This window comes from Staphylococcus roterodami (genome assembly GCA_022493055.1).
Lineage (GTDB): Bacteria > Bacillota > Bacilli > Staphylococcales > Staphylococcaceae > Staphylococcus > Staphylococcus singaporensis.
Genome location: CP092781.1, coordinates 1,601,862 through 1,615,404, shown reverse-complemented (window position 1 = coordinate 1,615,404; position 13,543 = coordinate 1,601,862). Strand labels below are relative to the sequence as shown.

Sequence of the window (13,543 nt, the reverse complement as noted above, 5' to 3'; positions counted from 1 at the left end):
TTTATGTTACAGCATAAAATTTTAGGACTAGATGTTGGTAGTAGGACTGTAGGAATTGCAATTAGTGATTTAATGGGTTGGACGGCACAAGGATTAGACACACTCCGTATCAATGAAGAAAATAATGAACTAGGTATTGACCAATTAGTGGACATTATTAAGAAACATAACGTAGGTACAGTCGTAATAGGACTACCTAAAAACATGAATAATTCAATAGGTTTTCGTGGGGAGGCATCTCTAACATATAAAGAGAAATTGCAAGAAGCTTGCCTCTCTATTGAGATTGTGATGTGGGATGAAAGATTAAGCACAATGGCTGCTGAACGATCATTATTAGAAGCAGATGTTTCAAGACAAAAAAGAAAACAAGTGATTGATAAAATGGCAGCAGTATTTATTTTACAAGGCTATTTAGATTCACTACATTAAAAGGAGATTTTACTATGACTGAACATAATCATGATTCACAACTAGAAATTAATAATGAAGAGGAATTATTAACTTTATTTGATGAAGAAGGTAATGAAGTTTTATACCGTAAAGTATTAGAATTTTATCATCCGGAATTCAAAAAAGAATATGTTATTTTAGCTGAAGAAGGTGCACAATCAGATGAAGATGACATGATTGAACTTGTACCAATGATTAACGAACCAGATGAGTCAGGTGACGGTGGTAAATTAGTACCAATTGAAACTGATGAAGAATGGGATATGATTGAAGAAGTAGTTAATACAGAAATGGAAGAATAAAAAACACAAGTCACTCTTGCTTGCCTACAGATGGGTAAGCGAGAGTTTTTTTGATGTCAATAACTCATATTTAATTAACGCTTATAATTTTGTTTAAAATATGGTAAAATATCTAAAGTTAATTTTTATATGAATGATTCGCTTCTAAGAATAAAATAGCATTGCGTCTAACACGAAATCAGTCATTTAATTGATTAGCATGATCAAAATCAATTGTGAAGGCTGATTTATTTTATTGTCATAATCATACCGATTTATTTTACATAAAGGAAGTTTAAAACATGGATGATCTAAATAAAAAATATTTAATAGATTTACACCGACATCAAAATAGTCCTATTGAAGTATTGCGCGAATTTGCATTAACAAATGAAGTGCCAATTGTTGACCGATTAACTTTAGATATGATTAAACAACTAATTAGAATGAATAAAGTTAAAAATATTTTAGAAATTGGTACTGCAATAGGATATAGTTCTATGCAATTTGCTTCATTATCTAATGATATTCATGTCACTACGATAGAGCGTAATGAGACGATGATTAAGTATGCGAAACAAAATTTTGCTGATTTTAAACTTGAAAATCAAATTCGTTTAATAGAAGGTAATGCATTAGAGCAATTTGAAAATGTTAATGACAAAGTTTATGATATGATATTTATTGATGCAGCAAAAGCGCAATCGAAGAAGTTTTTTGAAATATATACACCACTTTTAAAACAACAAGGTCTCGTTATTACAGATAATGTTTTATACCACGGTTTCGTTTCAGATATTGGAATCGTTAGGTCGAGAAATGTAAGACAGATGGTTAAAAAAGTTCAAGATTATAATGAGTGGTTAATACAGCAGCCAGGATATACAACGAATTTTTTAAATATAGATGACGGATTAGCGATTTCAATTAAAGGAGAATGACTATGACAGAATTACTTGTCACACCTAAGTCATTAAGCCATATGGAAACACTTATTGAAATAGGTGCAGATGCTTTTGTAATTGGTGAACAAAAGTTTGGTTTAAGACTTCCTGGGGAGTTCAATAGACAACAAATGACAGAAGCTGTTGCGTTAGCACATGAAAATGGCAAAAAAGTATACGCAGCAGTTAATGGTTTATTCCATAATTATCATTTAGATGCAGTAGAAGATTATATTAATTTTTTACATGAAATAAGAGTAGATAGAATTATATTCGGAGATCCAGCTGTAGTGATGTATGTTAAAGCTCAAGAAAATCCTATTCAACTTCATTGGAATGCAGAAACGTTAGTAACAAACCATTTTCAATGTAATTACTGGGGTAAAAGAGGTGCTTCTAGAGCTGTTTTAGCACGTGAATTAAATTTAGATGAAATCATAAATATTAAAGAAAATTCAGATGTTGAAATAGAAGTACAAGTCCAAGGTATGACATGTATGTTCCAATCTAAACGTATGTTACTTGGTAATTATTACACATTCCAAGATCGTCAGATGAAAATAGAACGTCGCAATGATGAGCAATCTTTATTACTTTACGATGAAGAAAGACAAAATAATTATCCTGTATATGAAGATTATAATGGGACTCATATTATGTCACCAAATGATATTTGCTTAATTGAAGAGTTAGCACCATTTTTTGAAGCTGGTATAGATGCTTTTAAAATTGATGGCATTTTACAAACAGAAGAATATATTAATGTTGTAACGGAACAGTATCGTCAAGCGATAGATTTATACAATGAAGACCCTGAAATTTATGAAGATGAGAAATTTATGTTGATGGACCCAATAGAAGAAATTCAACCTGATCATCGCCCATTTGACGAAGGTTTCTTATATAAACAGACAGTATACTAAGGAGGATAATCATGAAAACAATTGAAGAGATTAAATCAACTCCTAAAACAGTTATGAAGAAACCAGAATTATTAGCACCTGCAGGTAACTTAGAAAAATTAAAAATTGCTGTTCATTATGGTGCAGATGCAGTATTTTTAGGCGGTCAAGAATATGGACTACGTTCTAATGCTGATAATTTCACAATGGAAGAAATAGCTGAAGGTGTTGAATTTGCGAATCGTTACGGTGCTAAAATTTATGTAACTACGAATATTATTGCACATGATGAGAATATTGAAGGTTTAGAAACATATTTACGTAATTTAGAAAACACTGGAGCAACAGGTATAATTGTTGCAGACCCATTAATTATAGAAACATGTAAAGAAGTTGCACCAAAACTTGAAATTCATTTATCAACACAACAATCTCTTTCTAATTACAAAGCTGTAGAATATTGGAAAGAAGAAGGATTGGATCGTGTTGTGCTAGCACGTGAAACTGGCGCAATGGAAATGCGTGAAATGAAAGAAAAAGTTGATATTGAAATCGAAGCATTTATCCATGGTGCGATGTGTATTGCTTATTCAGGTAGATGCACATTAAGTAATCATATGACTGCAAGAGATTCGAATCGTGGCGGATGTTGTCAAAGTTGCCGCTGGGATTATGAATTATTAGAAGTTGATGATAATGGTGAACTAGATGTATTTTATAATCAAGGTGAGGTAACACCATTTGCGATGAGTCCGAAAGATTTAAAATTAATCGAATCTATTCCTCAAATGATGGATATAGGTGTAGATTCATTGAAAATTGAAGGACGTATGAAATCAATTCATTATATTGCGACAGTAGTCTCAGTATATCGTAAAGTTATTGATGCCTATGCAGCTAACCCTGAAAACTTCAAAATTAACCCAGAGTGGCTAATTGAATTAGATAAGTGTGCAAATAGAGATACTGCGCCAGCATTTTTTGAAGGAACGCCAGGTTACGAAGAGCAAATGTTTGGTCAGCAACAATCGAAAAAGTCGCCGTTTGATTTTTGTGGATTAGTATTAGATTATAATGAAGATACAAAAATTGCGACGATTCAACAACGTAATAATTTTAAACCGGGTCAAGAAATTGAATTCTTTGGTCCAGAAATTGAAACATTTACACAAGTAGTAGAAGCAATTTATGATGAAGAAGGTAACAGCTTAGACGCGGCGCGCCATCCATTACAAATCGTTCAAATCAAAGTGGATCGCCCGATATATCCAAACAACATGATGAGAAAGGAAATTGGCTAATGAAGGCTACTACAATCATTGGTATAGCTGGTGGATCAGGCTCAGGTAAAACAACTGTAACAAATGAAATAATGAAAAATTTAGAAGGACATAGTGTTGCATTATTAGCTCAAGATTACTATTATAAAGATCAAAAACACTTGACTTTCGACGAACGCCTAGAAACCAATTATGACCATCCGTTTGCGTTTGATAACGATTTGTTAATCGAAAATCTTAAAGATTTAAAAAATGGCAAAGCAGTAGAAGTACCTACATATGATTATGCTAGTCATACAAGAAGTGACATTACCATTGATTTTAAACCTAAAGATGTTATCATCGTAGAAGGTATTTTTGCTTTAGAAAATAAGGTATTACGTGATATGATGGATGTTAAAATATATGTTGATACAGATGCTGATTTAAGAATACTACGTCGTTTAACACGAGATACTAAGGAACGTGGCCGTTCAATGGATTCTGTAATCAATCAATATTTAAGTGTTGTTAGACCTATGCATGACCAATTTATTGAACCAACGAAGAAATATGCTGATATAATTATTCCTGAAGGTGGCAGCAATAAAGTTGCAATAGATATCATGACAACGAAAATTCAATCTTTAGTTAGTAAACAATAGTATAACTTAGTAAAGGAAGATGACATTATGGAAAATCAAAAGCAATATCCAATGACTCAAGAGGGTTATGAAAAACTAGAACGTGAATTAGAAGAATTAAAAACAGTAAAACGACCAGAAGTAGTAGAAAAAATTAAAGTTGCACGTTCATTCGGTGATTTATCAGAGAACTCTGAGTATGATGCAGCAAAAGATGAACAAGGATTTATTGAGCAAGATATTCAACGTATTGAACATATGTTAAGAAATGCATTAATCATTGAAGATACAGGTGATAACAATGTTGTTCAAATTGGTAAAACTGTAACATTTGTTGAGCTACCAGGTGATGAAGAAGAAAGTTACCAAATTGTTGGTTCAGCAGAATCTGATGCTTTTAATGGCAAAATTTCTAACGAATCACCAATGGCTAAAGCTTTAATCGGCAAAGGCTTAGATGATGAAGTACGTGTACCTTTACCAAATGGTGGAGAAATTAACGTTAAAATTGTTAAAATTCAATAATTAGTACTTTACTAATTTAGACTGCAATCGATGTATGTTAAACCTACGTTGATTGTGGTCTTTTTTATTATGCTGTATTTCTTGCATTGGCAAATGATAAAGTTGCTTATTCCATTTGTTAAGAATATTAAGAAGAGATAGTTAGTGTTCACTACTTAATTTTATTTCTTTAAAAGCAAATGATGAGATTGAGACATAAAGTTTTTGTGCTCTGGGAAACCGATTAACGGCGTCCCAAAAGCAGGATTTTCGGCAGAAGCTCTCACGATTCGACAAAATTTAGAAAATAATTTTGCTCATCGTTCTGTTCTGCTCAATTCCTAAACGCTTTTGTCCCGACCTCGATTACCATTTGTTATTGTATACGATTATAATTACTTATTAAACAACTCGGGTATCGCAATGATACAATGAAAAGGTATTCAATAGTGTTTTATTGCAATACAAAGGGGGGGTTAATGTGGATGTAAGATTTATTAATGAGCAAACAATCATGATTTATTTTGAAAATGAAATAATTGAAGTAACTTATCAAAATGTTATGTCAATGATGCGTTGGATAAGTGAAAAGAATATTTCAGCGGTTCAAGATATTGTACCATCATATCGTGCCATTCTAATATATTTTGATGATCAAGCTATTTCAGCTTCTAAATTAATTGAAAATTTAGAACTTACAAAATTCGACGATAAAAATATCATTGATGTGAAGCAGCATAAACGTATTATTAAAATTCCTGTTCGATATGGTGGGGAATTTGGCCCAGATATTGAAGAAGTTGCAGAGTATAATCAAATTTCAACTAAACAGGTTATTGAAAAACATACAGATAAACCCTATTTAATATATATGCTGGGCTTTATGCCTGGATTCCCTTATTTAGGCGGTTTAGATGAATCTCTTCATACACCTAGACGTAATGAGCCAAGGCTAAAAATAAAAGCTGGCTCTGTAGGTATTGCGAACAATCAAACAGGTTTGTACCCACTTGATTCCCCAGGAGGGTGGCAAATTATTGGACGAACGCCTATTACAGTTTTTAGTAGTAAACGTAATCCAATGACTTTATATGAAGCTGGTGATTGGATTGAGTTTTATGAAATAGATGAAAAGCAATATAAACAAATAGAAAAAGATATTTTGGAAGATAAGTTTAACTTTGCTGATTTGGTGGTGACAGAAAATGACTATTAAAATATTACAACCGGGTTTATTTTCAACGATACAAGATAAAGGTCGAAGCGGTTTTGAACATATAGGATTTTCTGGTGCAGGTGCTATGGATCAGCTTAGTTTTAAAGTTGCACAGTCTTTAATTGGGAACGATGGACCTGCAATTGAATATACCGTAATTGGACCGACAATTCAGTTTAATAAACAAAATACAATTGTACTTACTGGTGGTACTGTAAATGCGACACTTAATTATGAGTCGATTCCAATGTACACAGTCGTATTTGTAAATAAAGGAGATATTTTAAAAATTGGTCAAATCACAGAAGGGGCGCGTGGATATATCACATTTGGTAATCCAATTAATGTTCCTTTAATTGCTGAGAGTTATGCGACACATACTCGAAGTGGTATAGGTGGATATAATGGTAGAAGATTGCTTTCGAATGATTTAATTGCAATAAATATGAATGAACATTTTAAAGAAAACGTTGGTAAATGTATTAACTTAAATTTACTTCCAGAAAATAATATTATACACATACTTGAAGGACCACAAATTGAGTCTTTTTCAGAAGAAGCTATAAAAAAACTGGTAAATCTTCCATACACAATAACGGAACAATCAGATCGTATGGGTTATCGATTGGAAGGTGAAAATGTTGCGCCAATGAACCATGCAGATATTATTTCCGAACCAGTTGCTTTAGGAAGCATTCAAGTACCTAATGATGGACAGCCGATTATTTTGTTGAATGATAAACAAACAATTGGTGGATACACTAAAATTGCAACTGTATGCAAGTTTGACTTAGGAAAATTGGCACAGATGAAACCGAAAGACCAGGTACAGTTTAAATGGATTTCTTTTCAAGAGGCAGAAAAAAGGAATCGAGAACAAGTGTCTATCTTTAATGAAATTTTAAAGGAAAATCAAGTATCGCCAGTATTTGATACTTCAAAAATGCGACAAACTTCTAAAAAATTAGCAACGCTAGTAAAAGGGGACTATTAAAATGGATATTGAAAAAATCGAACAAATAATAAAGTTAGTAAAAGATTATGATGTAAAGAAATTTAAATATAAAAACTTTGATGATGAAATTGAAATTGATTTTACAGAAGAACAACCTACATCAGTTTATAGCAATTACCATAATCGAGACAATGAAAATGGAACAGAAGCGGCCGATAAAATTGAGAGTAAGAGTGACACGCATACAGATCAAGGTAAAGAAATAAAATCACCAATGGTGGGTACATTTTTCTTACAAGATAGTAAAGAGCTTACTGAACCAAAGGTTAAAGTTGGAGATACAGTAAATAAAGGCGATGTTATAGGATACATTGAAGCAATGAAAGTATTAAATGAAGTAACATCCGATATTTCTGGAGAAATTATAGAAATAGTTACGGATCATGGAACAAATGTTGAATATGATCAAGTGTTAGTGCGTATAAAGTAAAGGGGGAAATTAAATGCTTCGTTGTTTAATTGCAAACAGAGGTGAAATTGCTGTAAGAATAATACGTGCTTGCAGAGAAATGGGAATTGATACTGTTGCTGTGTATGCGAAAGGTGATGAACAAAGTTTACATGTTCATTTAGCAGATCAGGCTATATGTATTGGTGAAGCCAATGCTTTAGACAGTTATCTAAACATAGACCGTATAATTGCAGCTGCAGAAACAACAGGTGCAAATGCAATTCATCCAGGATATGGGTTCTTATCAGAATCAACAAAATTTGCTCAAGCTGTAGAAGAACATAACATTTCGTTTATAGGTCCTACTAAGGAAACAATGCAAATGATGGGAGATAAAATAACAGCTAGGCAAACAGTAAATCAAGCTGGTGTTCCAGTTATTCCAGGTTCTAATGATGCTATCAATGAAGTTTCTGAAATAGAATCTCTTGCAAAAGATATCGGATATCCGGTTGTAATTAAGGCCGCAAGTGGTGGCGGTGGTAAAGGCATTCGCATTGTTAAACGTGCCGAAGATCTTGATAAAGCTTTTAAAGAAGCTAAAAGTGAAGGACAAAAATACTTTGATGATGATCGTGTATATGTAGAAGCTTTTATTCCTGTGGCAAAGCATGTAGAAGTGCAAATTATGGGTGATGGTAAAGATAATTATGTGCACTTAGGTGAGCGTGATTGTTCAGTACAACGTAAAAATCAAAAATTGATAGAAGAATCACCTTGCGCGGCACTTTCAGAAGAGCGACGACAACAAATTTGTAATGATGCAGTAAAAGTAGCGCGTGCTGCTGATTATAGAAGTGCTGGTACGATAGAATTTTTAGTAACAGAAGATGCACATTACTTTATTGAAATGAATGCGCGAATTCAAGTAGAACATACAGTTACTGAAATGAGGGCAGAAAGGGATTTAGTTGCAGCTCAACTATTTTTACTTGAGCACGACCGACTACCTTTTACACAAGAAGACATTAGATTTAATGGTCATGTGATAGAAGCGAGAATTAATGCTGAAAATCCAGAAAAGAAATTTATGCCAACACCAGGTAAAGTGACCGGTTTACATTTACCACAAGGTTTTAATGTACGTGTTGACTCTTTGCTATATCACGGTTATCAAGTATCACCATACTATGATTCTTTAGTTGCAAAAGTTATCGTAAAATCGCGTGATAGAGCTGCTGCAATTGAAAAATTAAAAGTTACATTAGATGAAATGGTTATTGAAGGTTTTTCAACAACAGCAGATTTTTTATATGCGGTATTAAATTATCCAGCTTATTGCGATGGTGATGCGAAAAATGTTGATATCAAATTTTTAGAAAAGCACCAAATAGTAAAAGGGGTGGAATTATAATGCGAGTCGATTTGAATTGTGATTTAGGAGAAGCTTATGGAAATTATTCCTTTGGCGGTGATCATCAAATTATTCCATTAATTACAAGTGCAAATATTGCTTGTGGTTTTCATGCAGGTGATGAAAATGTAATGAGTGAAACTGTTAAGCTAGCTAAAGAACATAACGTTGCTATAGGCGCACATCCAGGTTTACCTGATTTAAAGGGGTTTGGTAGACGAAATATGGATATATCTTTAGATGAAATTTATAATCTGATGATTTATCAATTAGGTGCATTACAAGGATTTTGTCAAATTAATCAAGTTAGAATAAGTCACGTAAAGCCACATGGGGCGTTATATCAAATGGGAGCAAAAGATAAAGCGATTGCAAGAGTGATTGCACAAGCTGTGTATGACTTTGATCCCTCATTAGTCTTAGTTGGCTTGGCAAATTCATTTTTAATTTCTGAAGCAAAAGATGTTGGGCTCATTACTGCATCTGAAGTTTTTGCTGATAGACGATATGAGGATAATGGACAGTTAGTTAGTAGGAGAGAAAGTAATGCGGTTATCACTGATACTGAAGAAGCATTAAATCAAGTTTTGAAAATGGTCAAAGAAAATAAAGTCATATCGAAAAATAACAAAGAAATAACGTTACAAGCAGATACCATTTGTGTGCATGGTGATGGTGCTCATGCTTTAGATTTTGTAACAAAAATAAGAAAAATATTAACGAAAGAAGGCATTGATATTCAATCCTTATAGGGGGCTTAAACATGGGGAGAAATTTAAAAAATAAACAGCCTGGAACTGATTTTGAATTTACTAAAAATCATAAAAGGTTATTATTAGGTTCAGTATTCTTAATGGCAACTTCTGCTATTGGTCCAGCATTTTTAACACAAACTGCAGTGTTTACATCGCAATTCTTTGCTAGTTTTGCATTTGCAATTTTATTATCAATCATTATTGATATAGGTGCACAAATTAATATTTGGCGCATTTTAGTAGTGACTGGTTTAAGGGGTCAAGAAATTTCAAATAAAGTTATTCCAGGATTAGGTACTGTAATTTCGATTTTAATTGCTTTTGGTGGACTAGCTTTTAACATTGGTAATATTGCAGGTGCTGGGTTAGGTTTAAATGCCATTTTTGGATTAGATGTAAAATGGGGCGCAGCGATTACTGCAGTGTTTGCAATTTTGATCTTTGTTAGTAAAAGTGGACAAAAGATTATGGACATCGTATCAATGATTCTGGGAATCGTAATGATATTAGTGGTCGCTTATGTAATGTTTGTTTCTAATCCGCCTTATGGTGATGCATTTGTACATACCTTTGCACCAGAACATCCAATGAAATTAGTATTGCCAATTATTACTCTTGTTGGTGGAACTGTAGGTGGTTACATTACTTTTGCGGGCGCACATCGTATTTTAGATTCGGGAATTAAAGGTAAGCAATATTTGCCTTTTGTAAATCAATCAGCAATTGCCGGTATTTTGACTACTGGTGTTATGAGAACTTTATTATTTTTAGCAGTTTTAGGTGTTGTTGTAACAGGTGTTACGTTAAGTGCTGATAACCCACCAGCATCTGTATTTGAACATGCAATCGGTCCAATTGGCAAAAACATATTTGGTATTGTATTATTTGCTGCAGCTATGTCATCCGTAATTGGCTCTGCATATACTAGTGCAACATTTTTAAAAACACTTCATAAATCATTTAACGAAAGAAGTAATTTAATTGTGATTGTGTTTATCGTGATTTCAACATTGATTTTCTTATTCATTGGGAAACCAATCAGTTTATTAATCATTGCTGGAGCGATTAATGGTTGGATATTGCCTATTACGTTAGGTGCGATATTAATTGCTAGTAAAAAGAAATCAATTGTCGGCGATTATAAGCACCCAAATTGGATGTTCATATTTGGTATCGTTGCAGTACTTGTTACAATATTGACGGGGATATTCTCATTCAAAGAAGTGCTCCAGTTGTTTTAAAATGACTAATAATTTAGGGTTTTAATTTTACAAGAAGTTAATTTTAATGGTTAAGATAAGGTTTAATTATTGAAATTATATTTTAAACTGTACAAGTGAATTTATTTTGAATAAGTGAGTGGCACATGTTTTGTGTCTTGCTTTTTTGTTGTGTGAAAATAAAATATTGGAATTAATTTGGAAGCACACTGTTTATATAGTTTTTAGATTATAAACGTGATAAAATTTATCTAATAAATTGAAAATTGATTTTCATGCCAAAAAATACATTTTTACGTAAGGGGGTATTGAATTTGAGCTATAGAACTTTAAAAAGTATTTTTCATGAATACAATGAAATCAAAATGAAAGATGAGTATTACAAAAGAATTAATTCTTTAGCTTCATTCAAAACTAATATCAATATTAACCCTATGGAAAATGGGAAAAAAGTTGTAAATAAGAAGTATCCTTTGTTTTTCATGGTTACTAAAAACTTATCAAAAAAGCAAGAATTAATATCTGTAAATAGTAGAAGAATCGATAGAGCACTAAATTCTGTACCGTATATAGTTAGAGAACAATATTTTAACGATTTATTAATTGATGAGTTACAAAGTACTAATGAAATTGAAAATGTATTTAGTACAAAAAAAGAAATTGCACATGCACTAAATAATAAATCATCAGAATTTTTAAAGTTTAGAGGACTAGTAGACCAATATAAAGAAATTGAACTTAGTCAGAAAATAAGAATCTCTAGTGTTAGAGACATTAGAGAAATATATGATAAATTAGTTTCGAGAGAAATAAATGAACAAGATAAGTTAGATGGGGATTTATTCCGTAAAAATTTTGTTGGAGTGCATGATGGATCGACGAATAAATATATACATGTAGGTTTAGAACCAGAAACCAAAATTATTGAATATATTGGTGAAATGCTGACGTTTTTAAAATATTTTGATGCACCCGAACCTTTTAAAATTATGGCTAGTCATTATTTGTTTGAATACATTCATCCATTTTATGATGGTAATGGTAGAGTTGGAAGATTTATAATAGCAAAGCTTTTAAGTGACTATTATGATAACTATACTGCGTTGACATTTTCGTATGTAATTAATAGAAATAAATCGAAATATTATAAGGCGTTTATGACTGCTTCAAATCATTTGAATTGTGGTGATTTGACAGGATTTATTGAGATTATGCTTGATTTATTAATAGTTGGACAAGATAGAATACTCGATGATTTGATGCCTAAAATGGATGCGACTGAAAAATTAACAAGCTATTTGGCAAATCATTATAAAAAGGTTGACTATGAATTTTTGTATCTCTTATCAATGGATAAATTATTTAGTAATAAAAGGAATAGATTATCTTTGATTGATATTGAAAACATATTGGGCGTTGGTAGAGTTAAAATTAATAACACAATAAAAAAATACAATCAGTATTTAGTTAAAGTTAAAAGTAGGCCAACAATTTATGAGATTAGTGACGAGTTTTTACATATGATTATAAGATAAATTTGTTGAGAGTGGCACATGTTTCGTGTGCTGCTTTTTTGTTGTGCACAAATTGAAAGGTAATTCTATAAATATTAAGCTGACTTTTATACGGCGACTATATTAAATTAGAAATTTTGAGATTTAGGATTTTAATTATAACTAGCGCAATATTAAAAAAATATATAGTTTATTATGGAAGTGTTTAGCCAGCAATAATGTTTGTTAGATAAACTAAAATAAAACGAGGTCGGGATAAAAGCGTTTAGGATTTGAGCAGAACAGAACGATGAACAAAATTGTTTTCCAAATTTTGTCGAATCGTGAGAGTTTCTGCCGAAAATCCTGCTTTTGGGACGCCGTTAATCGGTTTCCCAGAGCACAAAAACTTTATGTCTCAACCTCAGATATAAGAATTAATGAAATAGTTATGATTACATTTGTAACAATGATTCACATTCCTAAAGTAAAAAGAAAATAAAGACGATAATAATAAATGCATCGAATAAAATTTTCTTAATGTTTTTCTCAACAACATCAGGTAATGACATCATTATAAAACCTAAAATCAAAGTATATCGACAAATATTCATTACCAGTGTTAAAAACTGAAAGCCAAAAGTGAATTTCAAAAAAATACTCGCAAATAAAGTAATAAATGAAGCAATTGCGATAAAACTACCCCAAGTGGCTATCTTTGTTACATAGCTGTTTTGATTATTTTGTGCCATTATAATTTCCTCGTATTTTCATCATTATTTACCTAAACATATCATTTTCATCTTGATTAATAAAGTGTTCTTTGTTTTATAAATTATCATATTTTCTCGTCTTGTAAAATGAATGCAATAAATTATTACCACTAAAATAATCTACAATAAAGTTTTTCATAAGTAGTTAGTTTATAGAAGATTAAATTAAAATTAAATATGCAAAATATTAGCACTATGATGAAAATCATTATACTTATCGTGGTAGTGATTAAAATGTGATAAAATAACAAATGCTAGGATTTTATAAATGAGGTGAAT

15 protein-coding genes are annotated in these 13,543 nt (G+C 31.8%); 14 read left to right on the top strand and 1 reads right to left on the bottom strand.

The annotated features are described in order from the left end of the window. Positions 1 to 3: 3 nt before the first annotated feature. The 14 genes from ruvX to ML436_07770 all read left to right on the top strand — a co-directional run bounded on the left by ruvX (position 4) and on the right by ML436_07770 (position 12,533). Positions 4 to 432 (top strand): Holliday junction resolvase RuvX, encoded by a 429-nt coding sequence (gene ruvX / locus ML436_07835; protein UMT77111.1) that lies wholly within the window; start codon positions 4 to 6, stop codon positions 430 to 432. 14 nt (positions 433 to 446) lie between these two features. Further along, entirely contained in the window at positions 447 to 755 is a 309-nt protein-coding gene (locus tag ML436_07830) for a DUF1292 domain-containing protein (GenBank protein UMT77110.1), read from the top strand. A gap of 281 nt (positions 756 to 1,036) precedes the next feature. Then, positions 1,037 to 1,675 (top strand): O-methyltransferase, encoded by a 639-nt coding sequence (locus ML436_07825; GenBank protein UMT77109.1) that lies wholly within the window; start codon positions 1,037 to 1,039, stop codon positions 1,673 to 1,675. A 2-nt stretch (positions 1,676 to 1,677) separates the two neighbouring features. Next, the gene (locus ML436_07820) at positions 1,678 to 2,601 is read left to right on the top strand and encodes a U32 family peptidase (protein UMT77108.1); all 924 of its coding nucleotides are present in this window, start codon (positions 1,678 to 1,680) and stop codon (positions 2,599 to 2,601) included. Between the two features lie 11 nt (positions 2,602 to 2,612). Beyond that, positions 2,613 to 3,881, top strand: a complete 1,269-nt coding sequence (locus ML436_07815) for a U32 family peptidase (GenBank protein UMT77107.1) — start codon at positions 2,613 to 2,615, stop codon at positions 3,879 to 3,881. Further along, complete coding sequence (udk, locus tag ML436_07810) at positions 3,881 to 4,504, top strand: uridine kinase (protein UMT77106.1); 624 nt, start codon at positions 3,881 to 3,883, stop codon at positions 4,502 to 4,504. Before ML436_07815 ends, udk begins: the two co-directional genes overlap by 1 nt. A gap of 27 nt (positions 4,505 to 4,531) precedes the next feature. Further along, positions 4,532 to 5,008: a transcription elongation factor GreA gene (greA, locus tag ML436_07805; GenBank protein ID UMT77105.1), complete on the top strand. Its 477-nt coding sequence runs from the start codon at positions 4,532 to 4,534 to the stop codon at positions 5,006 to 5,008. A gap of 460 nt (positions 5,009 to 5,468) precedes the next feature. Then, positions 5,469 to 6,203: a 5-oxoprolinase subunit PxpB gene (gene pxpB / locus ML436_07800; GenBank protein UMT77104.1), complete on the top strand. Its 735-nt coding sequence runs from the start codon at positions 5,469 to 5,471 to the stop codon at positions 6,201 to 6,203. Continuing rightward, positions 6,193 to 7,197: a biotin-dependent carboxyltransferase family protein gene (locus tag ML436_07795; protein UMT77103.1), complete on the top strand. Its 1,005-nt coding sequence runs from the start codon at positions 6,193 to 6,195 to the stop codon at positions 7,195 to 7,197. The genes pxpB and ML436_07795 overlap by 11 nt, the downstream gene beginning before the upstream one ends. Position 7,198: 1 nt before the next feature. Next, on the top strand, positions 7,199 to 7,648 hold the full coding sequence (locus ML436_07790; GenBank protein UMT77102.1) for an acetyl-CoA carboxylase biotin carboxyl carrier protein subunit: 450 nt from the start codon (positions 7,199 to 7,201) through the stop codon (positions 7,646 to 7,648). Positions 7,649 to 7,661: 13 nt separating this feature from the next. After that, positions 7,662 to 9,023, top strand: a complete 1,362-nt coding sequence (locus tag ML436_07785) for an acetyl-CoA carboxylase biotin carboxylase subunit (protein ID UMT77101.1) — start codon at positions 7,662 to 7,664, stop codon at positions 9,021 to 9,023. Next, complete coding sequence (gene pxpA / locus ML436_07780) at positions 9,023 to 9,775, top strand: 5-oxoprolinase subunit PxpA (GenBank protein ID UMT77100.1); 753 nt, start codon at positions 9,023 to 9,025, stop codon at positions 9,773 to 9,775. Before ML436_07785 ends, pxpA begins: the two co-directional genes overlap by 1 nt. A gap of 11 nt (positions 9,776 to 9,786) precedes the next feature. Continuing rightward, positions 9,787 to 11,019, top strand: a complete 1,233-nt coding sequence (locus tag ML436_07775; protein ID UMT77099.1) for a divalent metal cation transporter — start codon at positions 9,787 to 9,789, stop codon at positions 11,017 to 11,019. 293 nt (positions 11,020 to 11,312) lie between these two features. After that, complete coding sequence (locus ML436_07770; protein UMT77098.1) at positions 11,313 to 12,533, top strand: Fic family protein; 1,221 nt, start codon at positions 11,313 to 11,315, stop codon at positions 12,531 to 12,533. A 440-nt stretch (positions 12,534 to 12,973) separates the two neighbouring features. Here ML436_07770 and ML436_07765 read toward each other — a convergent pair whose 3' ends face one another. Beyond that, positions 12,974 to 13,243 carry a hypothetical protein gene (locus ML436_07765; GenBank protein ID UMT77097.1) on the bottom strand — a complete coding sequence of 90 codons (270 nt, stop codon included), beginning with the start codon at positions 13,241 to 13,243 and terminating at the stop codon, positions 12,974 to 12,976. Positions 13,244 to 13,543 lie beyond the last annotated feature (300 nt).

Bases quoted from the DNA above. Each gene is read 5' to 3' on its own strand.
- ML436_07820 (UMT77108.1), top strand. From the start codon at position 1,678: ATGACAGAATTACTTGTCACACCTAAGTCATTAAGCCATATGGAAACA.
- udk (UMT77106.1), top strand. From the start codon at position 3,881: ATGAAGGCTACTACAATCATTGGTATAGCTGGTGGATCAGGCTCAGGT.
- ML436_07775 (UMT77099.1), top strand. From the start codon at position 9,787: ATGGGGAGAAATTTAAAAAATAAACAGCCTGGAACTGATTTTGAATTT.
- greA (UMT77105.1), top strand. From the start codon at position 4,532: ATGGAAAATCAAAAGCAATATCCAATGACTCAAGAGGGTTATGAAAAA.
- ML436_07815 (UMT77107.1), top strand. From the start codon at position 2,613: ATGAAAACAATTGAAGAGATTAAATCAACTCCTAAAACAGTTATGAAG.
- ML436_07785 (UMT77101.1), top strand. From the start codon at position 7,662: ATGCTTCGTTGTTTAATTGCAAACAGAGGTGAAATTGCTGTAAGAATA.
- ML436_07830 (UMT77110.1), top strand. From the start codon at position 447: ATGACTGAACATAATCATGATTCACAACTAGAAATTAATAATGAAGAG.
- pxpA (UMT77100.1), top strand. From the start codon at position 9,023: ATGCGAGTCGATTTGAATTGTGATTTAGGAGAAGCTTATGGAAATTAT.
- ruvX (UMT77111.1), top strand. From the start codon at position 4: ATGTTACAGCATAAAATTTTAGGACTAGATGTTGGTAGTAGGACTGTA.
- ML436_07765 (UMT77097.1), bottom strand. From the start codon at position 13,243: ATGGCACAAAATAATCAAAACAGCTATGTAACAAAGATAGCCACTTGG.
- ML436_07795 (UMT77103.1), top strand. From the start codon at position 6,193: ATGACTATTAAAATATTACAACCGGGTTTATTTTCAACGATACAAGAT.
- ML436_07825 (UMT77109.1), top strand. From the start codon at position 1,037: ATGGATGATCTAAATAAAAAATATTTAATAGATTTACACCGACATCAA.
- ML436_07790 (UMT77102.1), top strand. From the start codon at position 7,199: ATGGATATTGAAAAAATCGAACAAATAATAAAGTTAGTAAAAGATTAT.